The sequence below is a fragment of the Paenilisteria newyorkensis genome (assembly GCF_000766145.1).
GTDB classification, from domain to species: Bacteria; Bacillota; Bacilli; order Lactobacillales; family Listeriaceae; genus Listeria_A; species Listeria_A newyorkensis.
Window position 1 is genome coordinate 24,448 of the sequence record NZ_JNFB01000010.1, and the last position, 24,937, is coordinate 49,384.

The 24,937-nt window shown below is 39.0% G+C and carries 25 protein-coding genes; 24 read left to right on the forward strand and 1 reads right to left on the reverse strand.

Annotated features, from left to right (window positions below; all coding sequences use genetic code 11):
• Positions 1 to 157: 157 nt before the first annotated feature.
• Both EP58_RS03915 and EP58_RS03920 read left to right on the forward strand, forming a co-directional pair.
• Entirely contained in the window at positions 158 to 2,884 is a 2,727-nt protein-coding gene (locus EP58_RS03915) for a toxin Cry1Ac domain D-VI-related protein (RefSeq protein ID WP_036090344.1), read from the forward strand.
• A gap of 241 nt (positions 2,885 to 3,125) precedes the next feature.
• On the forward strand, positions 3,126 to 5,372 hold the full coding sequence (locus tag EP58_RS03920; RefSeq protein WP_036090348.1) for a SpaA isopeptide-forming pilin-related protein: 2,247 nt from the start codon (positions 3,126 to 3,128) through the stop codon (positions 5,370 to 5,372).
• A gap of 57 nt (positions 5,373 to 5,429) precedes the next feature.
• Here the strand turns inward: EP58_RS03920 and EP58_RS03925 are convergent, their stop codons facing one another.
• The gene (locus EP58_RS03925; protein WP_036090351.1) at positions 5,430 to 6,368 is read right to left on the reverse strand and encodes an L-lactate dehydrogenase; all 939 of its coding nucleotides are present in this window, start codon (positions 6,366 to 6,368) and stop codon (positions 5,430 to 5,432) included.
• A gap of 261 nt (positions 6,369 to 6,629) precedes the next feature.
• On the opposite strand from EP58_RS03925, the gene EP58_RS03930 reads away from it, so the two are divergent.
• The 22 genes from EP58_RS03930 to EP58_RS04040 all read left to right on the forward strand — a co-directional run bounded on the left by EP58_RS03930 (position 6,630) and on the right by EP58_RS04040 (position 24,853).
• Positions 6,630 to 7,259 carry a 50S ribosomal protein L25/general stress protein Ctc gene (locus EP58_RS03930; protein WP_036090354.1) on the forward strand — a complete coding sequence of 210 codons (630 nt, stop codon included), beginning with the start codon at positions 6,630 to 6,632 and terminating at the stop codon, positions 7,257 to 7,259.
• Between the two features lie 243 nt (positions 7,260 to 7,502).
• Positions 7,503 to 9,263 (forward strand): right-handed parallel beta-helix repeat-containing protein, encoded by a 1,761-nt coding sequence (locus EP58_RS03935; protein WP_036090357.1) that lies wholly within the window; start codon positions 7,503 to 7,505, stop codon positions 9,261 to 9,263.
• A 391-nt stretch (positions 9,264 to 9,654) separates the two neighbouring features.
• The gene (locus EP58_RS03945; protein ID WP_036090362.1) at positions 9,655 to 9,933 is read left to right on the forward strand and encodes a hypothetical protein; all 279 of its coding nucleotides are present in this window, start codon (positions 9,655 to 9,657) and stop codon (positions 9,931 to 9,933) included.
• An 18-nt stretch (positions 9,934 to 9,951) separates the two neighbouring features.
• On the forward strand, positions 9,952 to 10,128 hold the full coding sequence (locus EP58_RS17455; RefSeq protein ID WP_159106207.1) for a hypothetical protein: 177 nt from the start codon (positions 9,952 to 9,954) through the stop codon (positions 10,126 to 10,128).
• A 12-nt stretch (positions 10,129 to 10,140) separates the two neighbouring features.
• Positions 10,141 to 11,487 carry a hypothetical protein gene (locus EP58_RS03950; protein ID WP_036090365.1) on the forward strand — a complete coding sequence of 449 codons (1,347 nt, stop codon included), beginning with the start codon at positions 10,141 to 10,143 and terminating at the stop codon, positions 11,485 to 11,487.
• A 7-nt stretch (positions 11,488 to 11,494) separates the two neighbouring features.
• Positions 11,495 to 11,731: a hypothetical protein gene (locus EP58_RS03955; protein WP_036090367.1), complete on the forward strand. Its 237-nt coding sequence runs from the start codon at positions 11,495 to 11,497 to the stop codon at positions 11,729 to 11,731.
• A gap of 11 nt (positions 11,732 to 11,742) precedes the next feature.
• Positions 11,743 to 12,303 carry a DUF3885 domain-containing protein gene (locus EP58_RS03960; protein ID WP_036090368.1) on the forward strand — a complete coding sequence of 187 codons (561 nt, stop codon included), beginning with the start codon at positions 11,743 to 11,745 and terminating at the stop codon, positions 12,301 to 12,303.
• 514 nt (positions 12,304 to 12,817) lie between these two features.
• Positions 12,818 to 13,012, forward strand: a complete 195-nt coding sequence (locus EP58_RS03965) for a CxxH/CxxC protein (RefSeq protein WP_036090370.1) — start codon at positions 12,818 to 12,820, stop codon at positions 13,010 to 13,012.
• 56 nt (positions 13,013 to 13,068) lie between these two features.
• Entirely contained in the window at positions 13,069 to 13,548 is a 480-nt protein-coding gene (rlmH, locus tag EP58_RS03970) for a 23S rRNA (pseudouridine(1915)-N(3))-methyltransferase RlmH (RefSeq protein WP_036090372.1), read from the forward strand.
• Between the two features lie 349 nt (positions 13,549 to 13,897).
• Entirely contained in the window at positions 13,898 to 15,907 is a 2,010-nt protein-coding gene (locus tag EP58_RS03975) for a glycosyl hydrolase family 28-related protein (protein WP_036090375.1), read from the forward strand.
• 29 nt (positions 15,908 to 15,936) lie between these two features.
• Entirely contained in the window at positions 15,937 to 16,713 is a 777-nt protein-coding gene (locus EP58_RS03980) for a hypothetical protein (RefSeq protein ID WP_036090378.1), read from the forward strand.
• Complete coding sequence (locus tag EP58_RS03985; RefSeq protein WP_036090381.1) at positions 16,703 to 17,485, forward strand: LicD family protein; 783 nt, start codon at positions 16,703 to 16,705, stop codon at positions 17,483 to 17,485. The genes EP58_RS03980 and EP58_RS03985 overlap by 11 nt, the downstream gene beginning before the upstream one ends.
• A gap of 154 nt (positions 17,486 to 17,639) precedes the next feature.
• Positions 17,640 to 19,013 carry a lipopolysaccharide biosynthesis protein gene (locus EP58_RS03990; protein ID WP_036090384.1) on the forward strand — a complete coding sequence of 458 codons (1,374 nt, stop codon included), beginning with the start codon at positions 17,640 to 17,642 and terminating at the stop codon, positions 19,011 to 19,013.
• Between the two features lie 103 nt (positions 19,014 to 19,116).
• Entirely contained in the window at positions 19,117 to 19,422 is a 306-nt protein-coding gene (locus EP58_RS03995) for a TIGR04197 family type VII secretion effector (RefSeq protein WP_036090387.1), read from the forward strand.
• Between the two features lie 10 nt (positions 19,423 to 19,432).
• Positions 19,433 to 19,795 (forward strand): DUF3958 family protein, encoded by a 363-nt coding sequence (locus EP58_RS04000; RefSeq protein WP_036090390.1) that lies wholly within the window; start codon positions 19,433 to 19,435, stop codon positions 19,793 to 19,795.
• Complete coding sequence (locus EP58_RS17180) at positions 19,792 to 21,366, forward strand: T7SS effector LXG polymorphic toxin (RefSeq protein WP_077917816.1); 1,575 nt, start codon at positions 19,792 to 19,794, stop codon at positions 21,364 to 21,366. The genes EP58_RS04000 and EP58_RS17180 overlap by 4 nt, the downstream gene beginning before the upstream one ends.
• Positions 21,367 to 21,383: 17 nt before the next feature.
• Positions 21,384 to 21,857 carry an SMI1/KNR4 family protein gene (locus EP58_RS04015; RefSeq protein ID WP_036090393.1) on the forward strand — a complete coding sequence of 158 codons (474 nt, stop codon included), beginning with the start codon at positions 21,384 to 21,386 and terminating at the stop codon, positions 21,855 to 21,857.
• Positions 21,858 to 22,175: 318 nt separating this feature from the next.
• The gene (locus tag EP58_RS04020) at positions 22,176 to 23,381 is read left to right on the forward strand and encodes a recombinase family protein (protein WP_077917817.1); all 1,206 of its coding nucleotides are present in this window, start codon (positions 22,176 to 22,178) and stop codon (positions 23,379 to 23,381) included.
• The gene (locus EP58_RS04025; RefSeq protein WP_036090396.1) at positions 23,362 to 23,787 is read left to right on the forward strand and encodes a hypothetical protein; all 426 of its coding nucleotides are present in this window, start codon (positions 23,362 to 23,364) and stop codon (positions 23,785 to 23,787) included. The genes EP58_RS04020 and EP58_RS04025 overlap by 20 nt, the downstream gene beginning before the upstream one ends.
• Positions 23,788 to 23,893: 106 nt before the next feature.
• The gene (locus EP58_RS04030) at positions 23,894 to 24,190 is read left to right on the forward strand and encodes a hypothetical protein (RefSeq protein WP_036090398.1); all 297 of its coding nucleotides are present in this window, start codon (positions 23,894 to 23,896) and stop codon (positions 24,188 to 24,190) included.
• 44 nt (positions 24,191 to 24,234) lie between these two features.
• Entirely contained in the window at positions 24,235 to 24,570 is a 336-nt protein-coding gene (locus EP58_RS04035; protein WP_036090402.1) for a hypothetical protein, read from the forward strand.
• Positions 24,554 to 24,853: a DUF960 family protein gene (locus EP58_RS04040; protein WP_036090403.1), complete on the forward strand. Its 300-nt coding sequence runs from the start codon at positions 24,554 to 24,556 to the stop codon at positions 24,851 to 24,853. The genes EP58_RS04035 and EP58_RS04040 overlap by 17 nt, the downstream gene beginning before the upstream one ends.
• The last annotated feature ends 84 nt before the right edge of the window (positions 24,854 to 24,937 follow it).

Below are 24,937 nucleotides of genomic sequence, written 5' to 3' on the forward strand. Positions count from 1 at the left end.
ATGCCAACGTTTAAAAGACACAAAATGTTCAACTGGATGCCGTGAGAATTCCGTATTTATAGAACATTAGCCTAAATTTCTGCTTTATACTTGCAATTAAGCAGTTTGGTTGAGATATGCGAACCATCCTGTAAACTTAATGAGAGTAGGAATAGAATTGAAAAACAAGAAAGTAAAGAAGTTAGTAAGTGTATTAACTATTGCAACAGTACTAGGAACAAGTGTAGTAACACCGCTTAATACGATGGCTACACCAACACAAGCAGCGACATCAGCGACAGCTCCAAAATACGTGGCGCCAGGGTATACAACATTATACATGTCAAATATCAATGCATATTTTCCTTCAGCATCACTCGACGGGAACTACCTAGTTATTGATATGATAAAAATACACAAGGGTTACGGTATAGATGTTCTATTTCCAAATGGGCAAAAAATTCAGGTATATAAGCAACTTGCTTCCAATGTTGCTGAAACAGCTCGGATTTATGTAGGAAATACGAATCTTCAGTCCGCACCTTATCGGGTTTTCTATGTAGATAAAATTAACCCAAATGGAACATCATATCTTAGCGGTAAATATTCATTTCAAGTAGATACGTCCAGATTTTATAAATACGATACCAACTTTGGACAAGCGGTATACAATTTATTTACTAGCTCAAGTTTGACAACAATCGGTGCAGAAGTAACGCAAGCGGACATTGATATTGCAAAAAATACTGCGAAAAACGCTGTAACTTCTCCAGAAAAAACAAGATTGGAAAATTTAATTAATCAAGCACAGACGCAGCTAACAAACAATACAACTGTGAAAGAAACAGAAGCACGCAATGCCGTCAATGCTTTATTCAGTAATAACGATCCAAAATCGGATGCAATTAAAGCTACAACCGATCAAGCGGCGATCGATGTGGCGCAAGGACTTGTTAATTCAGTCAGTAACCAGACGATACGAGAAGAACTACAAAAGGATTTAAACAAAGCCCAAGAATTGCTAAACGCACGTCATGCAGCTGAATTAGAAGAAGCCGCCAATAAATCAGTCAAAGAATTATTCGTAAACGACACAGTAGCAAGCAATGCAATCAAGAACGCAACGAACCAAAAAGCCATTGATGATGCACAAAAAACAATTGACATCGTAACAAATGGAACGGTAAAAGATGCACTACAAGCCGATTTAAATAAGGCGCAAGAATTACTAGATGCACGTAACGCAGCCTTAGAAGCGGATAAAAACCAACAAGTTATTGCAGATCATCTAGTAAAGCAACTTTTCGTAAATAACACGCCAACAAGCGATGCCATTAAAGATGCAACGAACCAAGTGAAAATTGATGAGGCACAAGAACAAGTAAGTTTAGTGAAAGACCCGACAGTCAAAGCAACGTTGCAAGCCAATCTAGACCGCGCTCAAGAATTGCTAGATCTACGCAACAAGACGGACCAATCTGCCAAACAAGCTGAGGCAGAAAAAGCAGTAAACGAGCTATTCACAAACAACAATCCAGAGACAGGCACAATCAAGGATACAACTACACAAAAAACAATTGATGATGCGCAAAAATTAATAGATGAAGTAACCGATGCAACTAAAAAAGCAGAATTGCAAGCGAGCTTAGACAAAGCCCAAGAACTTTTAGATGCTAAAAACGCAGCAATTCAAGCGGAGAAAGATCGCCAAGTTGCAGCAGAAAAAGCAGTAAATGAGCTGTTCACAAGCAACAATCCAGCGATAGATAAAATCAAAGAAACAACCACACAAAAAGCAATTGATGATGCACAAAAATTAGTAAATACAGTAACAGACGCAGCGAAGAAAGCCGAACTACAAAAAAACTTAGATCGAGCGCAAGAACTTTTAGATGCTAAAAACGCAGCAATCCAAGCGGAGAAAGATCGCCAAGTTGCAGCAGAAAAAGCAGTAAATGAACTGTTCACAAGCAACAAGCCAGCAACAGATAAAATCAAAGAAACAACCACACAAAAAGCAATTGATGGTGCGCAAAAACTAGTAAATACAGTAACAGACACAGCGAAAAAAGCCGAACTACAAAAAAACTTAGATCGAGCGCAAGAACTTTTAGACGCTAAAAACGCAACAACAGGAAAAATCACACCGAATGATTTTACCATTGGTACAGACAAATTTATTACAGGTAGCTACACAGGAGACGTTGCCAAAGTATCCATCGTCCGAGGTTTTGACGAATACACTGGAGCAACAGTCAAAAATGGCGAATTTAGTTTCTATACAGTCGGCAAAGCAATCAAGAAAACGGATCAAATTTATGTAGTAGCATACGACAAAAATGGCAAAGAGTTATCACGTGAACTAGTGAAATTCGTTGTCGTGACAGAAGGAAAAATCACACCAGTTGAAATGACTATTCCAGGTGACAACAACATTACAGGAACTTACACAGGAGACGTATCCCGCATTGAAGTAAGTGTGAACGATGGCGAATTCAAAAAAGGCGGAACAGTAGCCAATGGAACCTTCAAATTCTACTCTTATGGCTTGGTAACGAAAGCAACAGATAAAGTAGTTGTGAAAGCATACGATAGCGCAGGAAAACTACTCGACACAAAAACTGTTAAAATCAAAACAACCATTCCAACTGCGGGAACAGTTACGGTGGCAGATTACACGCTAGGCACAAGTAACATTACAGGTGTTTTTACAGGTGATGTGAAGTCGCTTAAAGTAACAGTAGGCACAACCGTTTACAGCGGTGGAACAATCAACGGCGATGGCACATTCAAATTTTACATCCTAGGTAAAATCGCATTTGTAACAGACACAGTAAGCATTGCAGCATACGATAAAACGGGTAAATTCTTAGATAGCAAAGTTATTACCGTATTACCAAAATAAATAACGAAAAAAGATGGTCCGCGCAATGCGAGCCATCTTTTTCACGTATGAGATTAGGAAACATTTAGTTAAAGAAAAATTAGCACGTCATAAAATTGTCACAAAATAGTGGTGAAAAACAAATATTTCGTGAATTGAGACTCGTTATCCATATGTTATAGTCAAAAATAGCGTTGCTTGAATGAAATTATATGCTGTACAGAAGTAAATATTTTTATAGAGAAGAAAAGGGGATTAGTTGATGAAGATAAAGAAATATACGGCAATTTTTATGATTATGTTACTGAGCGTACAATTAGGAATGTTATTTCTAATTGTAAAAAAGGATCAGGTTATGGCTGAAGGCACAGGTGTCAACACAACAATATCAGTGGCTTCAGGTACGATAAAAAGTCGCCAAGAAGTCAACTTACACGTCAATGTTTTTGGCAGTGCAGGGGATTTTTTGGGTGAACATGGGAAAATCATTGTGACAATACCGAGAGAAATCGTTTATAATGTGAATGATTTTGATACTAAGATGCTTATTCCAGAGCCGTTTAAGTATGAAGGGATAGAAAGAGATACTACAAATTTTAAACTTACTTTCTCAGTAGATACCAAGCTGATTGGCGAAAATGATGCATTTAACGGTTTATTCCAAATAAAATTTGGAGCTCCAATACTAAAAGTTGGCGGAGCGCAAGCGAGTATTCAAAATTTCACAGTAACCTATGCTGGTAAACAACAGCAAACAAGTGCTGAAATCCAGAGACAAAATACGCTACATTTACCAGTGTTTGATAAATGGTATAAAGGGGATTTTGATCAGAATGGAGTCGCCAATTTAAATACAATGGCACCCGAAGGAAATCGCTTTCAATTGGTGGTGAACTACCGCGGCGTAGAATTAAAGGATGTTGTTGTTTCGGACACGTTACCTCAAGGGACCAAACTTATTCCGGCGGTCAGCAGAGTTTCAACCCCTGGGAATCCGATGACAAAAGATAACATTCGGATTTTAAAGGTCACCGATTTTGATGAGGAAGGAGAGGCGATACGTTATGCGTATGTGACGGAAGAATTCAAAGATAAGATTGCATATAATGACGTAACCAAGCGCTTCACCGTGGACTTTGGGGATATCGCAGCTGACACGACCTATTTTGTGGAGTATGCCCTAGAAATAGAGGACACCAATCTAGGAATAAAGGCGAATGTGGCGAATCTGACGGCGAGTAATCGACAACCTATCGAAAAAACAGTCTCCGTGCAGGCGATTAAGCACTATGGAACAAGCTATATTTTAAATAAAAGTGTCGATAAAACAGCCTTAAATTATGATGAAAATGAATTGACATATACGTTGCGTTTGGTACCTTTAGATGGTGACGCGATTCCAGCGGGCACCGTTGTTACAGATCCATTAAGCGAAAAAATGGTAGCTCCTGAAATTGGCGCTTACGACGAAAAAAAGTTTGATATAAAGGTAGAAAACAATAAATTGGTCATCAAAATGTTGCAAGATTTACCAAAAGGCGACTTAGCAGAATGGCATTTTAAAGTTAATGTTGCGAGCCTGAAAATGGGTGAGACGCTATCCAATCAAGCATTTCTGATATTGCCAAACGATATGATTTACTCCAATTCGGTTTCAACCAGAAAATATGACGGTAGAATTCAGATTAAAAAAGTAGATAATCTGAATAATCCAGTTTCTGGTGCGATGTATGAGATTTTGAACGATAAAGATGAGCGCGTTTTTGAAGGAATAACAAATGCGAAAGGTCTCCTCGTTTCGAATGCGTTACAATTAGGAAACTATACAGTGAGGGAGGTCCTGGCACCAGTGGGATATATATTGGATAACACACCTCATTATGTGGTCGTAAATGATGGAGACACGGTGCCGATTATTCTGGGGACCGAGAATATGCTTCGATCAGGAACGATAGAGCTGACAAAAGTAGATGCAGATAATCCTTCGATGACGCTAGCCGACGCTATTTTTGAGTTGCGAGATAATGAGGGAGAGATTCTGCTCCAAGACATGACGACGGATATCAATGGAAAAATAGTCATTTCGGGACTAATTCCAGGCAAGTATTCCTTTATAGAAACAAAAGCACCAGCAGGGTATATACTAGATAACACACCAGTTCTAGTTACGGTTGAAATTGGAGAAAATGACACACAAGTTCAGGTCATCAAGGAAAACCGTCGCGAAGTATCAGTGGCACCAGAAAAACCACCAGTTCTTCTCGATCCACCAGATAGAATCCCGGAAATCACTTTACCGGAAACCCCGGTTACGACTCCAGTGAAAAAATTAATGAAAATCCCTGTCAATCCAGTGATAAAGCCTATAACTAATACGGTAGAAAAAACAACACCACCCCAAATAAAATTGCCGAAAACAGGAGATAGTCTAGCGAATCAAGCTGTTTTTTACGGGTTGGGTATGCTGTTGCTAGGTGTAGTATACCTCGTTAGAAGAAAAAGTGCATAAATAAAAAAGTGATGGGCTTCCTGAATCGGAGGCTCATCACTTTTCCTACGTTATAGATTAATAACCTTTCATCGCATCATCCAACACTTTTTTCAAAGTTGCTGAAGAATGCGCCATTTGTTCTTTCTCTTGATCATTCAGCTTCATCTCAACAACATGACGAACACCTTTCCGGTTCACGACAGCCGGTGCGCCGATATACACGTCATCCAAGCCATAATGCCCATCCATATACACAGACAATGGCAAAATCGCGTTTTCGTTGTTCAAAATCGCTTTTGTAATCCGGGCAAGTGCCGCTGCAATCCCGTAAAACGTTGCGCCTTTTTTGTTGATGATTTCATAGGCCGCGTCACGAACACTCACGAAAATCGTATCCATCGCGCCTTGCTCGTCTTCCTCGATCCATTCCATGATTGGCAGTCCACCAACCGTTGTATGGCTCCAAGCCGGGAATTCCGTATCGCCATGCTCACCAAGAATGTAACCATGCACATTACGCGCATCGACTTTCAAATAATCGGCAATCGACATCCGGAAACGCGCCGTATCAAGACTCGTACCAGAACCAATCACACGCTCTTTTGGCAAACCAGAGAATTTCCAAGTTGCATAAGTAAGAATATCGACAGGATTCGAAGCCACTAAGAAAATCCCATCAAAGCCGCTCGCCATCACTTCGTCTACAATCGATTTCATAATACGTATATTACGGCTCACAAGATCAAGTCTAGTTTCACCAGGTTTTTGCGCCGTACCAGCCGTAACAACAACGATATCCGCATCGTGACAATCACTATAATTCGCTGAGTAAATTTTCTTAGGCGCTGAAAAAGGTACCGCATGGCTTAAATCCATCGCGTCCCCAATCGTTCTGTCCTTATCTATATCAATGATTCCGAATTCTTGCCCGATATTTAAATTCACACAAGCAAATGCATAACTAGAACCAACTGCTCCGTCTCCAACTAAAATGATTTTTTGATGATCTTTCATTTTTAAATTCCTCCTTCAAAAATACGATCTACTAGTACAGTATAACACGTAATCTTCATTTGTGAAACCTTGAACTACTTGAATTTAAAAAAGTGTTATACTAAAAACATGTAAGCGTTATGATACAGTTTTTACTAAAAAGGATTTCTCCTATCTTTAGCCTTAAATAGCGCAACGTAAACCCTTATTGTTTCATTTTTTTTCGGAAAGGGTATATGATGGAGGTGTACAACATAAATTGAATGAGTGGAGTGATTTTTTATGGCAACAACATTAGAGGTCCAGAAAAGAGAAACAAAACCGCATTCGAACATAACGTCTATCCGTAATGCAGGTAGAATTCCAGGTGTTATATATGGTTACAAGGCAGAAAACGTGCCAGTTTCCGTAGACTCTTTAACATTTATTAAAGCAGTTCGAGATAACGGCCGAAATTCCGTATTTTCAGTATCGGTTGACGGAGCAAAATTAAATGTACTATTACATGATTACCAAATAGACCCGTTAAAAGGGGACATCGAGCACATCGATTTACTAGCGGTAAACATGTCTGAAGAAGTGGAAGCAGCGGTGAGTATTAACCTTGTCGGCGAGTCCAAAGGCGTTAAGCTAAGTGGCGTACTGCAACAAGTTCTTTATGAAATTACAGTTTCTGCAACACCAGACAAATTACCAGAAGTAGTCGAAGTTGATATCACAGATCTTGATATCGGTGACGCGATTACGGTAACAGATATTCCTAAAAATGGCGACTACGAAGTGATTACCGATGGCGAAGAAGTCATTGCGACAGTTTCTGCACCGCGTACTAGTGACGAGCCAGAAACAACAAGTAGCGCAGTAACAGAACCAGAAGCGTTACATGGTTCAGATGAAACTCCTGACAAATAAATTTTAATATGACGGAAACCGAGTAATGAGGGCGAGCGATTCGCCTCCACTGCTCGGTTTTTTTGTCGTGTTCACAATTTCGACACATTTGTTCACAATTACACGAAGGTTTACATAAGTTTTGGAACGGGGAAATAGACTTAAGTAAGAAGACAAGCCATTTTTGGAAAATGTAAGGGAAAAATTAGAAGTCCGTAAAACGATGTTAATTTCACGTTTTTAGAAAATTAGGGGGTAGTGAAGATGAAAAAAAGAATTTTACTGCTTCTCAGTTTTGCGATGGTCTTGATGGGCGGATTACTCATCCAAGGCGCGAACGCAAAAGCAGCGACATTAAATCTGAAACCAGGGACAACGACGGAAATCAAGGCTCATAATACACAAGCCCTTCAAAATGCAATCAACACGTCAAAAAAACCTATCACGATTCCAAAAGGGAATTTTGAAGTAGTAGGAAGTATTATTTTGAAATCAAATGTCACGTTGGTTGGAGCAACTACGAACCCGGCCGATTCCAAAATCACGCTCAATAACGGGCCGATGACGACGGAAACAGGCAAGGGCGTAACGACTGTGAACAACCTGCACCTGCGGAATTTCACGCTACAATATAACGCTAATATGCCAAAATACGATTTTCAAAAACATAATGTACACGTGTACCAAAGCAATTTACTAGAAATCGGCGCGGTACCAAAAGCAGAAGCTACGGCAAATTATCACGCTGTATACAAAAAGCCGACAAAAAACAATATTCAGGTTCAAAACATGATTTTAAACGCTAATCAAGTAGGTTCCGCGGCATTAAGTATCGCCAAGGCGACGAACGTAAATATTGCTAATAATCAAATACTTAATTCAGGACTACAAAGCGGAATCACTGCAAGTTATACAGACGGACTACGAATCGATGGCAATACGGTGAAGAATTCCGGACGTTCTGGCATCAGTTTGTACCAAGGAAACGGCTCAGCCAAAGCCCCAGTGTACATTCGCAACAACAAAGTCATCGATTGGATGGAGCGCTTCGGCGGTTATCACTATAACGCGGCCAAAGCAGCTAAAATCGCGCCCGACATGATGCTTGACGGCGGAATCGACAGCTATGGTCCGGCCAACAACTACGTCTACACTATTGGCAACACTGTCTCCCTACAAAAAGAAAACAATAAACGCATCGCTGACAACCAAAAAACCGAACAAAAATGGGGTGTGAAAAACGCGCGTTACGTTGGCTACACAGGCATTCGAGGCAGCGGCATCGCGCACGCCGTCTACCAAAACAATACCGTCACCATCAACAGTCCCGACGCGATCTCCTTCATGACCTTCAACCTGCGACTCCGCAACACGTACACCGCACCAAAATACATTTTAGTCGAAAAAAACAAATTTACCGCCCAAAATATCAGTTTTCCGATACGAATTTTCGGCGGAGCGAGCGACGGCAGTTTGGCATCCGGCATTACGATCCGCCAAAACACGTTCACGATTAACGGCGACATCCCAACCTACTACAAAACCCTGATCGACGTCCGCGAGAAAACCGAGACCATCAGCGGCAAACTAACCTATTTCGGCACATCGCTCGTGACAGTCACCGGCAACAAGATCACCAGCAAAAACGTGAAGCAAATCGTCGCCGGCACCCCGATCCGCAAGCTACCAGTCGTGGATACACTATACATTGGCCAAAATACGCTCAACGCCAAGCCGTTTCAAAAAATCGGTGGCTATCTCGACACCGTGATTCAGCTCCCTACGTATAAAAAAGGCATCATCAGCGGCGGCATCATGCGTTCGTTCACCGACACAGCGACCAAGACAATTCAGCTGAGAGACACCGCCGGAAAAGCCCTAACAAAGCCAATCGCGCTTAAAAAAGGCCCCATAGTGAATTTCGCGCTGAAGCCATTTTACAGTCCGAAACCGAAAGTTCTGTGGATTACGAATAAAGTCGGAACGAAGAGCGTGACGAAGAAAGTACCGTTGTATTTGTTTTAGAAATAAGTCATGAAAAGTAGAACCAGGAATGCGTCGCGATTCATTTCTGGTTTTTTCATTGTTTTCGGGACGCGGTTTTATGTTAGAATTTGAGAATGGGGTGGGATCTATATTTGGCGAATACATACACGATAGAAGAAAGTCAATATCTCCGCCAAATCGATAAAAGGCTATTTGCGCTGGTGGGTGTGGTTATAATTATCATCGGAATTCAATATGTATATCAAGATTTTATAACAGGAACAATCCTCAAAAGCTGTCTTGTTATCATTATACTATGCAATATATCAAAGTTCGCGGAGATTGCAGAAGACTTTGGCTTTAAACGGATTTGGCGCCATTATCATATCACTTCTACTACTCTAAATACATAGCAAAGGCGGCGAAAATTTTGTCTTCAAAAAAGGATCAGGAAAGAAAAGAGAATCGTTTTAAATACATCCTAATCAGCATTTTTATAGCTGTGCTAGCGATACAGTTTTTCTTCCAAGATTTTATAACGACCGGAGTTCTTGAAGTTGTAGTAGGCGTCGCGGTGTTTGCTAATATATTTTTCATGATTGAGCTAGTTGAAAAATTAAAGCTACGAAAACCGTGGAAAGAGGGACTTCAAACGTTGAGTATCGTGCTGTTACTGTTGGCGATTGTCACATCGTACTTATTATACTGAAAAGGAGAGGATTGCCAAGTGTTACTAATTTTGTTAGCATTCAATATCGTCATACTAGTCTGCCTGATACTCCTAGGAAAACGGGCGAAAAAGACCCAATATAAAAAATTATTCACCGTCGTTGGACTATTATTAATGCTTGCTTCGTTCGATAGCTATGTATACTACGCGATTGTTGAATTATTCGCGAGCTAAGGGGAGAATCTCATGAAGAAAAACTGGACGGAAACCCAAGAAACAAACTCGAATTTCAAACGAATCGCGATAAATGGCACGCATTTAGAGGTTGGAAATACAGAATATCCGAGTTATTGCATCGATGAATTGAGCCGAATTTTGCCGTCAGAGCTGCATTATTTTGCACTGATAACGCGTGAAGTTGAATTCCCGACGCGGATTGATTACTACCGAAAGTTGTGGAAGGCTTATGGAGATGTGTTGCCATTTCAGGATAGCATTTTATCGAGAGAATACGTAGAACAAGCGGGGCACACGACTTTCTATGGCGTTATCGAGTTCAAAGCAAACATCGCCAGCCATATTTTTGATATTATCAGCCAATTTCCAGAAGCCCTTGTATTCGGCGATGAGAGGGCGCTCGATGCGTTGGATATCCCGAGTATTTTCAGGCAACATGAGGCCAATCACATGATAACCAATGGCCAGCACCCGGTTCAATTTCGCTTTCTCGATGCTGGTTTTGAAGCGTGTCTGTATGTTGTGATTTCCGATATGAGCAAAGTGAAAGCGATCAACTTTCGAAAAATTGGTGAGCTGGAATCGAACGGATTTCTAATTCCAACTGATGGCTCGGTGATGATTGCGAGCATGTATTTAGAAGAGAACCAATGCATTATCAAAAGCGAGACGCGGCAGGCGATTCGGAATCTAGATTTTATCCCAGAAGTTTGGCAGTGTATCAGAATAGCCGAAGACGCGCTACTTCTCTGGGTTTGCCCGTTTGTCATGGACAATGAAGAGAAGAACATCATCATAATCAAAAATAGCCTAGCAAAGTTTGCATTTTGGGGCGATGGACTGGCAGGAATAGAGCAAGTCGGTGACGATTTCTGGCTACTTTTTCATGAAGAAGCGACTACCGATACGACTAGTAATGAAGGTTTAGCGGTAATTGAGAAAAATGGCACGAGGCGTTTTCCATTGCACCAAACGGCGAGTGGACTTATTTTTGACGGTACGGCGATAGCTTATGATAGCCAGGCCAAGGAGATTTGGCTTTTTCAATATTCGTGGGAAGGCAAAAATCAGTGTATTTGTATTGAGCCGAGTGGCAGCATTCAGAGGATTATAAATTGCGGCTACAGCCCAGTTACCGCGACGATAACGGGCAACATTATATGGAGTTGTAATCATAAAAACGTCATACGGCATGATGTGATACAAGAAACGGTGAATCAATTTGCGATCACAGATGAGAACGGTAAAGAAATAGAAGTTCAGCATTGTTACGCGTTTGATGGGAAAATCGCAGTAGTGAGCAAAGAAAACATCGTGTATTTATTTCAAACGGATAATATACACAGTAAGGGGTGAAAAAGTAGTGAAAGCTATTCAAAAAAACTTATTATACTATGTTTTAGAGCGTTATCAGAGAGGCCAATATATAGAAATTATTGAAAAACAAGGCGAAGATGCACTAGATTCTGAAGCTGTCGAGGATATATTAGATGTGCTGTCATCTCTTTTTATGGAGATCGGCCTAAAATCGAATGACGAACCTAACAAAATCGGTCTAGATTTAGAGGATTTGATAGATATTATTAACGATGCCGAGTAAGGAGGAAAAACGTGAGCAAAAGCTTTGAGACCTATTTCAGTCATAATTTTGGGAAATTACAATTAGAACCACCACTTTTCTATCATGCTCCTGTTGGAATTCGTTTTGAATTAGGTGATCCAGCAGAAATGGATGAGGAAATCTACTTCAAGCGGGTAAACTACCGAGCAAAACGACTTTTTCAAGAGATATTCGAACCCAGCGACCTGATTTATTTAGTTGTGGATAAAGATACAGACTCCATTCGACGCTATTTGAAAAATAAAAACTTGAAATACAGCCTGAGTATGGATTCAAACAGCAGAATAATTCTGAAGTGTAAAATAGAAGATTTACGTTGTATCCGGATGCTACAAGCCATTTTGAATGTAGATTTAATTCGCAAACCGCGATTGCGAGGTCAGTGCTGGTTTATTAATACGAGGACAAATATTATTTTTCATGCATATGATGACAGAGGCCTCGATATTGTGGGCAACGAGGCGAGTTTGCTTAGATCACTTTATACACAATACCAAGACTGGATATTAGATTATGATAGAGCGCAAATAGATCATTATTTTATAGAGTGAGCTTTATTGAAAAAGTTATCCACAGAAAAATGAGTGGTTGTGAATAAAATTTAAATAAAGATAACTAGATAACTCATTATGTATTGCAATATAAGGATTTGTTGATAAGTTTTCAATAATAATGATATTTAAAAACATGTGGATAACCTGTGCATAAGAATATTAGTGAATATCAATATGTCGTAGAGAACGTGTATTCGGACACGAAATGTAGAAATGCTTGTGGATATATATATTAAAGATGGGGATAACTTGTGTGTAACAACTTAAAAATCTGGGGATAAGTTAAAAAGTAAAAAATTATAGCTGAAAACCGAAAAAATAAGGATTAAAATATACAAAAAATAGATATTTGGCTAAAAATCGATAAATAAATTAGAAAAATTCGAATTAAATTGGATGTTGGTTGACGCCCAACCGGATTACACCTATCATAATAAGTAATGTAAGTGGATAAATACATACACAAAGTGTGGTTATCCACAGTTTGTGTCATAAGAAAGAAGGAATAGCAGTGGGAAAGCCAATTTATAGTTGTGAAGAACATATCGAAGAAGCGCTAGATGACTGGGTTTACGGAGTGGAAACGGTTCCTGAGTTCACGCTAGTGGATAAGTCGGAAAATCTGTGGATAACCTGTGGATACTGTGAAAATAGAGCGATATATATGGTAGGGAACGAATGTTCAGACACAAAATGTAGAAGTTGATTGTGGATATGTGGATAATTTCTGTGGATAAAATGTGAGTAAGGGGTGGATAAGCTATGAATATACAGATTTTAACGGTAGGAAAATTGAAAGAGAAATACTTGATTCAAGGGATTGCGGAGTATACCAAGCGTTTAGGTCCGTATGCCAAGGTGACGATTGTAGAAGTGCCAGATGAGAAAGCTCCAGAAGTGTTGAGTGATGCCGAAATGGTGCAAGTGAAGAACAAAGAAGGGGAACGGATTTTAGCGAAGATTGCGGATGATGTTCATGTGATTGCGCTGGCGATTGACGGGAAGCAGAAGAGTAGTGAGGAATTTGCAGAAGGCTTGGATCGATTGGCTACATATGGAAAGAGCAAGGTAGCGTTTGTGATTGGCGGTTCGCTGGGGTTGAGTGATGCGGTTTTGAAGAGGAGTGATGAGAAATTGTCATTTGGCAGACTGACTTTGCCGCACCAGTTAATGAGATTAGTTTTGGTGGAGCAGGTTTACCGGGCGTTTCGGATTAATCGTGGGGAACCGTATCATAAATAATGATATTTTTTTGATGGGAATGGCTTTATAGAGCTGTTTGCGGAAGTAGGTATTTAGATTCGTTTTTTCGGGGTTAAGTGAGGCTGTATCGGGAGTGACTGGTACGCCTTGTTTTTGTGTTCTCAGAATGTAGTAGACAACCAGTATGCAAATGATATCAAATACTAATCTAAAAAAAGATTGTCCCTTTTTCGAGAATTTGTGTATAATCTATCAAAGTTCATAAATTTGTCATATTTAAAACCTGAATAGTCAAGATATATCAGATTAGACGACAACTAAAATGCAAAATTATATGCTAGACTGTCCTTATCGCATAAAAAAATTTAATTTAAAGGAGAAAAATATAATGATAGAGATGAAAAGAAATAACGTAAAAGATTTTGGTGCGTTAGGTGACGGAAAAACAGATGATACATTAGCTATACAGAAGGCGATTGATGATTTGTACAAATCACCGATTGAAGGTAATTCCAATTTGTTCAAGGAGGGTGGAATTGTATATTTTCCTGCAGGACAATATGTGGTTAGCAAGACGATTTACATAACAAAAGCAGGGGTTTCTTTGGAAGGAGATACGGCTACTACAAGTGCAATTATTCCAAAAGGTGAGCTTAAAGATCAAAAAATTTATTTTGATAATAAATTAACAGGAAATTCAGTATTTGATTTTGTCTACTATAATATGGCTGGAACGACAGGAAGCAGAAGTTTTATTCGTAATATTAGTATGAAAAATTTGAGTTTTAACTTGTCAAATATAGACAAAACAACAATAATACGCATTTTAAGACCATATGATTTATGCATATTTGAAAGTCTAATATTCACTAATATCAGAGGTACAGCAATCGAAGCTATTAGTGAATATCCTGATAATCCCAATCCTCCAGCAAAAGGGTTGGGACAAGGCCTTATATTACGGGATATTCATGTAGATAATAGTAGTACAGTATTAGACTCTTTAAAAGATGGAAATTATGTCACTTTTAATAAATTACTAGATAAAGGGCGTCCACAAGATGCAGAGGCTCCTGTTATCCATTTAGAAAATATAAATGAAAGTAGTTTGACCAACGTTAAAATCATTACTTGTGGTGTAGAGGTTGATTTAGAAGGAAACGTAGTGAGAGAGGATGGGAAAACTAAAGTTGCTCACACATCACGTATAGGTGTTTTAACAGAAGGGTGTCAAGGAATTACAATTAAAGAATCCGCCTTTGCTCAATTTTCTAAACCTAGTATTCAAATTCAAAGAGGAACGTACGGTAAACAACAGGCTAGCTTATTTCACTTTATTCAAGGAAATACATTTGAAGAAATAACAGGTGGTGGAATTAAGATTGATGGGGGAAACGAGTCGGGAAGGAAAGGCGTCAGCGAAATAACCATTTCTGAAAACAGGTTTCTAGGCAATAGCAAGTCACAGTATTTTTATATGATTGACAACTGCGATTTAATAACCATCCGTGATCGTTGTTCTGTTTTTATTGGAGAAGGTGCTATGAATACTACGGTATATGCTGTGGATATCAATCGCTTAGAAGATGATCCTAAAATATTAGACAAAGGTATCCGTAGTATTATTATGGGACGTAAATATAATTTTATAGATGGCACGGATGCCTATACTTTTTCTACAAGGGTAGTGCCAAATCGATTTACTGTTCCAGTGATTGAAAAAATGTTGCTCATGAGAGAGGAATCACAAAAAATACTGGGAGATATGGTACTCATTCAAGATAAGCAAAAAGGGACAGAGCAGTTAGCTGTATTGAAAACTTGGAAAGATGGGTCTTTAAGATGGGTAAATATGCAAGACGAATTAATTTTCGCTTCCAAAATTGTTAGTATAAACGATTTCTATGCGACTGCTAATTCTATTAAGGGTTCATGTAATGGAATAGAGAATATCGCAAAATTACGTATTACAGCCCACTATAGAAGTGGTAAAGAATCAACAATTGTGTTAGGTGGGAATATCAATCTGGATGGGGTCTTTGATTTTTATATTTTGGGTAAAGGAATTGATGTTCTTGATTGCTCTTTTTTGATACTAGACGTCTTGGATCGTGATAACAATATTTTGGATAGCAAGGAAATACAAATACAATTCAATGAAAGCATTACAGTAGATCCCTATTCTTTTAAAACCTCATATATCACAGGAACTTACTCAAGCCTCATCAAGTCAATAAAATTAGTATCGACAAAAGTTACAGCAGGAGGAACGCTAACAAACGGTACATTCAAATTCTACGCGATTGGCAATATGGACAAAGCTGTTACATGTGTTATAAAAGGTTATGATGCTAACGGAAATGAACGTGCTAGTACGGTTGTACCAATAGTAGATTAGTTACAAATGGTTTTAACAGGGGGGAAATTATGAGAAAATTACTTAGAGCAAAAGTGAAAGATCTTTATTTCACTTTTGCTCAAAGGAAAAAGAAAATGTCAAATGGAATAGAATTAACCTATTTACATCAAGGAAGACACTCTAGTAAGCAATTGATAGTGGTTTTTAGTTCTCTAACTAAAGAGCGTAAATATACCTTTAATTACATTCGAACACTAAAGAATGTTCCTTGTCAGCGCTTGTTTATTCTTGATAACTTTGGCTTGGATAAGAGAGGTGTATTCTATCTTGGAGAAAATGGAAACATGGAGGTAAGAGATGCAGTAGAAGAATTGATTCGACAAATTATAAGAAAGAATAAAATCAAAAACACCGCCTTCTCAGGATCATCAAAAGGAGCATTTGCAGCGTTATACTTAGGTATACGTATGGGTGTTCAAAATATTATAGTGGGCTCTCCGATTGTGCATATTAGAACATTTTTAGAAGGAATTGCAAATGAAAAATCCCTGTTTAGAGTTATGTCACAATCACAAAATAAGTTAGACATGTACGATAAATTGTTAATAAACACTATTGCTAATTACGATTATAAAGGTAAGGTTTATTTGCAGTACTCATTGAATGAAGAGATTTATAAATTGCATATTCAAGGTCTGATAACACAGTTAAAGCAACATGATTATGAATTAGTATTAGACAAACAAGCCTATCCTATGCACGAGGATGCACGTCTATTTTTTCCTGATTTTCTCAAAGAAAAAACAGAAATATGCATCAATGGAGGGGGATTACATGATTCATAAGATTAGAAAAGTCCAATTGGAAATTTTAGATGAAATTATAACTATATTAGAAGAGCATCAACTAGTTTATACTCTAGACGGGGGAACTCTTTTAGGAAGTTTTATCAATGAAGGATTTGGGAAGTTTGACGATGATATAGATATAGCTATGCCAAGAAAAGACTATGAAAGATTAGTGGAAATATTTCATGGGGTGGTTAGCTCAAATCTTTATGGGGAAGAACAGCGACTGGTTAAAGGATATCATTTGGTTTTTATGAAAATAAGGAAGAGAAATACCCATTATACACTAGATGATTTTGAAACAGCAGAAGAAATATTTATCGATATTTTTCCCTTAGATTATGTTTCATCAGATAAAGGTTTATTACTAAAGTTCAAGCAGTTTGTTGTACAAAAATTGAAAGCAATCATTTTCTTTAAAAGAAGCAGCAAGTTGAGTTTTGGCTCCAAGAAAAGGAGAATGAAGCAGATTGCTGTGAAAATACTAGTACCAATGAGTGCTTTCGCAGCATATAAACTATTTCGAAGGATAACCATTAGATGGGAAACTGGATTTTTCACTAATTATGCTGGTAAGAAAGGTAAACAAGGAGGTATCCCTTTTTCTATTGATGATTATTTTCCATTAAAGAATGGATTATTTGAAGGGAAAATCTATAAGATTCCTGCTAACTCCCAAAGAGTGATAGAAAAAGTCTATGGTTCAAAGGGTATACAGTCGTATCGAGAAAAATATAAATACCAACATTTAAACAATAAAATAGATTAGGCGAGTGAATGAAGATTTGATATTTTGGGAGAACGTATAGAGCCGACTATGCAAGCGAAGCTTGTTCAAGCAAAGAGAAATAGGTTATACCAACCAATTTCAAGAAAGGCAAGCCAAAGACTGTTGGTAATAAACAAACCTTGGCGGTGATATAATGAACAAAGACATGAAAAAAAACATACTTATCGGCGTCGGGATGCAGAGTGTATATTTGTTAGCATCTTTTGGAATTCGGACTTTATTTATTCACACACTAGGTGAGGTATATGTGGGAATGGACAGGTTGTTTTCCAATATTCTAACCTTGCTTTCTTTCGCAGAGCTCGGAATTGGCGAGGCGATTATATTCCAGTTGTACAAGCCTGTTGTTCAAAAAAATTATGATAAGGCTAGGGATTTCCTACTTTTTTATCGGAAAATTTATCGATGGATTGGGAGCCTTATTTTTGTTTTGGGATTGTGCTTGGTTCCTTATATTATGAGTCTCTTTTTACTAGGTGAGGCGGGAAACGTTGAGGTTGGGCTAATCTTTATCCTATATGTTGCTAATACAAGCCTTAGCTATTTCTTTACGTACCGGAAAGCCTTGTTTTTAGTACAGCAGCAAGAATATATTAATGTGCTCTATAAACAAGGCAGTTTTTTAGTTCAAGCTGCGTTGCAAGGGGGTTATTTGTATGCGACACACGACTTGATTGGCTTTTTGGTTATTCAAATCTTGTGTACTTTGTTGTTTAATGTATTTCAATCTATGTATGCTTATCGAAAGTTTCCAGAGTATTTGGAGGGGCGACCAAATCTGCTTGAAAAAGTAGAAATCCAGGCTATTGTGGAGAATGTGAAAGGGATAGTTCTTTATATGGCGAGTGGTGCTTTGGTTCTTGGTACGGAGAGCATTTTTATCACGTATTTTTTAGGGTTACAAATGACGGGGATATACTCAAACTATACACTTATTTTTACTGCGGTTGTAAGTATTCTTGCAAAGGCTATACGAGGCTTGCTCGGTTCCCTCGGACAAATAAATGCTAAAAATGACTTGGCGCAATCGTATCGTATCTTTAATAAGTTATATTTGGTAATTGGACTTGTCTATGGTGTGATAGGGTTATTGCTGTTCTTCCTTGTGAATCCGTTTATTGAACTGTGGATTGGAGAAGGCTTTATTTTACCGCAATATGTGGTGCTTGTCCTTGTCATTCAATTTTTTATCAATGGTATGCAGTATCCCGCGTATTTATACAGGACAACGCTAGGGTTATATACGAATGGGCGACTCTCACCCGTGTTCTTAATTTTAATTTATGGGGCATTATCAGTCTTGTTAATACCGCAGATTGGTGTGGCTGGGAGTGCGATGAGTATGTTCGTAGCACGGCTATGCACGACGACGTGGGTGGATCCATATCTTGTGTTCCACGATTTTTTCAAACGCAAAAGTGGTAGATTTATAGGGCGGCATTATGGTATTATCATGGGAAGTGTGGTTATTTTTGGTTTGCTGACAATCACTATTTGGGGTATATGAGAGTGTATTGAGAACGATTGGTGCGCTCTTTTTTGTGTTGAGAGGCTGTACACTTGGGGAAATATTGCATATAATAGAAGAATACAGATATGGGAGGGGTTACATGAGTCAGATAAAAAGTAATCTTGGACGGGCGAATCAGGTGGCGACTTCGATGGGACATGCGGGAGATGCGATGCGGCAATCGGGTTCGAAGCAAGTGCAATTGGCGAATCGGACGAGTGTGAAGGTGAGTCATGACGCCAAACAGAGCTCGGATAAAGCTAAGCAATTGATGATGCAATTGGGTAAGAGTTTTGGGCGAGACGTGGCGCATATTCGTTCGGTCGCGCAGGAGTTTGAACGGGTGGATCGCGAAGTTGGGAACGGGCTTGATTTTTCGGGGACAGCTCCACGTATTGGGAAATGAGGGATGGCAGATGCATGATAAGGACAGAGAAATAGATAGTTGGAATCAGCGGTTGCGGAATGTCGCAGATGACCAGTATGCGAAGGAACGGGAGATTCGAAGGCAGAAGCAATTGTTGGATGAAGTGGACTATGTACATAATCGGAACAATCGGTTGTTTCATGAGCTTGGTAGTACATGGCATCGAGACCGAGAAATGGCGGTATTTTTGGATACGCAGCGACATGAATATCAGCGGCAACATTTTCATGTGGTGGATGGCATGGAGGAAGAACAAACGAGAATGGAACGTGAGAAGCGTGTATTGATAGAAAAGGAATCGGACTATTATGCGGCTCGTCGAAAAGTAGAGTTAGGCGGTGAGCAGGGATGAGTTTGAATGTCTTTTTGGGTGAAATCGAAGCGCAATCGGAGAGCATGGTGGCGTCGTATCATGATATGATAGAGGCAATGGAAGGCTTGATGCGTGCGGTGAATGAGTTTGCGTTTGACCAGGAGTTGCAGGGGAAGACGTATGACAGCGCGAAACAGTATTTTGCGGCGACGTATCGACCATTGGCGCAGGGCATGATTTGTTTGTGTGAGGAATTGATACGGCAAAATCAAGCGTTTCCGAGGCAGTTCCAAGCCGATGTGGCGACGACGGATGTGATAGAAGATGAAATTCGGAATCAGATTCGGCAATTGGATGGGCAGATTCAGGATATCGAGAGGTTGAGCAATAATGTTGTAGGGATGGCGTTAATCACGCCGATCTTTGTGGATTTGAAGCGGAAATTGCAGGAGAAGTTAGAGGCTTTATATCGGTTTGATGCGGAAACAGCGACTTCGTTTGATCGTGCGATGGATTTGACGGCGAATATTGTTCGAGGGCTGGCGGAAATCGATAGTGATAAAGCCTTCCAAGCCAAAACTGGAACTTTTCATATGATGGGCTTGAATATGGCGTGGCGTTCGGCATTGCAGAAACAATGGACAGCGCGTGAAGAAGCGATGGCGAAGTTGGCGAAAGATAATGAGACGGCAAGACTGATTAAAGCAGCAGAAGATGGGCCATTACCCGTGATACCAGAAGGCAATGTGGCTGGATTTGTCACGAAAGACGGGAAGCTAGATGGGAAAGCGACTTATGACAATGCGAAATGGCAACAAGCGCATGTGTTGGCAGGGATGAAAAATGCGATTTTTTTGATTGATATGGTGACGCCTATTTTTGATATCTATCGTTGGAGGACGGGACTTGATCCGATTACAAAAGAACAGCTAAGTGAATTTGAGCAATCGACAGCAGCTGGATTCACAGTATTGAACTTCATTCCGTTTGGTAAGTTAGGGAAAGCGGCTAAAGCTATTAAAGCATCTACGCGAACAGATGAGTTCAAGTTTATATTTGAAGGTGTTGGCGAAATTAAGCAAGCAACGAATACGGGCAAACTAGGAGAACGAGCGAGTAAGTTAACTTTTAAGAATATTGAAGGATATGTAAAAGGAAGTAAATCATTTGATAGTGTTATAGATGATTATGCTAAAGTATATGCAGATAAGATACAATCGAATCAACCATGGTCTTGGGGAGAAGATATTGCTGGTTCTGAGGCTTTAACACTTAAACAAAAGAGGCTTATCAAAGAACAGGCAACAGCGAATGGCTATATACCAAAGGTTGAAGTAGTGAAGACCGATGGACTTAGATATGGGTATGCTGATTTTGCTAAAGCGGGAGTTGTAGAGAAAACAGTATATTTGCCAGAAGACCTATGGAAAATGTCAGATAGAGAACAATTTCAATGGTTGGATAATTCAATTGGTGGGCATAGAGAAGGTGTAACATGGCACCATACAGAAACTCCAGGGAAAATGGAGTTGGTGGAATACGGAATTCATAATATAACTCCTCATAATGGAGGACGAACAACAGGTATGTGGGCTGATGCGCCTAGATAAAAATTAGGAGGGTAAAAATGTTGATTCAAAAAGATACAATAGTTTTTCCATTGCCAACGGAAGAGTTATTCAAAAGAAAAGAAGGATTTTGGAGAGTAAGTTTACCGCTGGATTTTGTCGAATTTTTAAAAGAGAATAACGGTGGCATTCCAGTAGATGGAGCGTTCGTTTGCAATAATCATGAATACGTTATTGACAGATTTTTATGTTTACTAGATGTGCCTAGGGACAATGAATTTGGAATATATGATATAGATGTGACACTGACACAGTTGGAAGATAGGTTGACAGATAATGAGGAGCTAATTGGTGCGGATATTCTTCCCGTTGCTGTTTTGTTTGCTGGAGATTTTCTGTGTTTGGATTTCAGAGAAAATAGAGAAAAGCCTGTAGTGTGTGTGTGGAACCACGAAGAATCTGGGGAATTAGATCCAGAGACCTATTTTGTAACAAATACATTCGAAGAGTTTCTCAATATAAATAGAAGATAATAATTGAGTAGTATTCACAGAACGATGAAAGAGCTTAAGACATTTTGCTGTCTGGGCTCTTTTTTTGAAGAAACAATTTTAAAGTTCGCAAGTAGGTTTTAAGTTCAGGGTCATTAGATAGAAAAAAATAAATTTAGTAGTAAAAAGGTCTAGCGAAAAGGCTGTTAATAGTGTTAAAGTATAATGCGGAGGTGGTAGTATGTCTGAATGGATATAAATTATAGAGAATTAGTAATAATGTATCGGATTTAGGTGTTTGTAAGTGACTTGAATTCACTAGATAAAATGCTTAAAAAATAAATGGAGTATGAGAACTAGATGGATAAATTGAAGCACATCAAGGTGGACAAGTGGTCAAAAAAGAAAAATGTGGTTGCGAAGAATAAGCGTGAAGCAATCCGAGAGGCATTTGCTAGTGATCTGCAAGTAGAAGTGATACCCGCAATAAATACTGAAAATCCATTAGTCCATAAGAAATTGAGAGTAGCGGCTTATTGCCGAGTCAGTACTTTTGAAGAAGCACAAGCTGGGAGTTTTGAACTGCAAATTCAATCCTATAGTGAAAAAATTAGGAAGAATTCTAAGTGGTCGCTAGTTGATATTTATGCAGACCAAGGCGTATCAGGGACGTCGACGAACAAACGAGAAAATTTTAATCGTATGCTAGAAGATTGCCGTATGGGAAAGATAGATCTAATCATTGTGAAAAGTATTAGCCGATTTTCAAGAAATCTACTGGATTTTACATCTATCAATAGAGAATTGAAAGCACTGGACAAGCCTGTAGGGATATATATAGAAGATGTTAATCTGAATACCCTGGATAGTAACAGTGAGTTGTTGCTAGGCTTAATGAGTCTGATTGCACAGAGTGAGAGTGAACAAAAAAGTGCGTCAATAAGATGGGCGCTTATTGAAAAATTCAAAAAAGGAATTCCGATATTTCCTACACATAATCTTCTGGGCTACACAAAGAGCCAGTTTGGGAAGATAGAGATAGTGGAGGAAGAAGCGGAGATTGTTCGTTATATCTATGACGGTTACTTGGCAGGAAATACGGTAAAGGAAATTGCGCAGGCACTAACAGATGCTAGTATTCCTACCGTTATGGGGAAAGCAACATGGAGTTCTGCGAGTATCTATAGTATTCTCAAAAATGAAAAGTATTGCGGCGATATCCTTATGCAAAAGACCTATACCGTAGACTGTTTCACACATAAGACTCGTAAAAACACGGGGCAAAGACCACAATATCGAGTGACAGATGGAATGCCAGCTATAATTTCTAGAGGAAATTGGGACGCAGTACAGAAACAATTAAAAGAACCACATAAAAGAAGAGCGAGAGCAGATATCAAACCTGTAGAGAAAAAAGTGCATATTAGAAGAATAAAATCTGGCTTTTTCAAAGATTTCATGGTTATTAATACAAAGTGGACAAAAGAAGAATTGCAAGAAGTATACAAATTAGAAGGTATTATCAGTGAAAAGGAGACGGAGAAAGATGGAAGAAATGAATTTTGATGATTTTGATTTTGAGGTAATTACAGTTGAATCGATGGGAAACCCTTCCATGATGGTCAATTTGAATGGAACTACGTTTAACAGAATATTGCTGGAAATAATGGGGTACCCAGCATATGTCGCGCCACTTATATCAAAAAAGCGTAATGCATTTGCTATACAAACCTGTAAAGCTGGTGGGGAGAGAGCTATTAAATTTTCAAAACCTAAAAATCAGCAGAAAGGTGGAGTAAAACTTAGCTCTACTGTAATAAATGACTATTTGCGTTCTATCATGAAGGATGAGTGGAATGAAAAAAATAGATATCAAGTAGAAGCGGTATATCATCCTGATAAAAAAGCGATGGTATTCGATTTAAATTCAGCTACAGAATTTGAGCCATTTCGGATTAATAGTAGGGATTGATTTTAAGCATCCGTGAAACAAATCGTATTATAAATAAATATTATATTCAAGAGTCAATGTCTCACACAGGCATTGGCTCTATTTTTATTTAGAAAGGAGGAAAACTATGTCGATTTTCACGAAAGAACGCTTTCAAGAAACATTGTGGTTAGAGGGCATAGGCGCTATTCCAGAAGAAGCGATACAAGAGCGGATGCAGTTGCTACATCGTCAAGCATTGGACAACAACTACAGCCAACATCTTCCTGAGAAAAAGCTACCAGACTTGCTCTTTGTCCGAACGTGCCAGTATGAAGCATGGAAAATGGTTGTCATTTCAGATGGAGACACGGATAGCCCGCTCTATTCCTTGCTATTTCAACATCAAAAATTACACAGCTTCACAGATTTGGAAGAAAACTAAATATATCACCAAATTCAAAAGGAACATAGAAAAGAGGGGAAAATATGCAAGAAAACCTGCATTGGTTTCAAGAACAAATGAAACAGCGCTATCAGCTTTCTCTTTCTATAGAAGAGATTGGTTATGAATCAATCATGTTAGCTCTGGAGGAAACGATACCTGAGATAGCGAGAAGCTTCCAAGAGCTACAAATGACAGCACACGAAATCAGTTTTCTAACCATGCAATACCTACAAAATGACATGGAATACACCGCCAGTATCAGTCAACATCCAGAAACGCAGAAAAATGATCTCGTAATTTGGCAAGTGAATGGCGAAGTCGAAGCTATTTTGCCATGGAAAACGAAGGGAGAGTCACAAGATGCCACCGAAGTATAGAACCAGAGCTATCGATGCAGAAATTCCATTTGAGATTCAAGACATTCTCTGGCAACTTTTCACGATTCTGAAACAAAGTCAAAAACCAATCGACTATCTCCATGTATTTGAACTAAGCATCGAGCCGGAAACACAAAGACAAACCATCTATCATCGTCAAGAGGTACCAGCCTATAAGAAAACGGTGCATGCGACATTGACAACGACCAAGCCAATTCATCACACCATCTGGATTATCGAAGAAGCAGACTACCTTATGATGTTGTTCCCATCCGATTATTAGATCGCTAGAAGCGATGATTTTTCATAGTATGTCAAAGTACACGCAAATTTCGTGTGACACGCCTTTGGAATAGTTTTCAAAAAT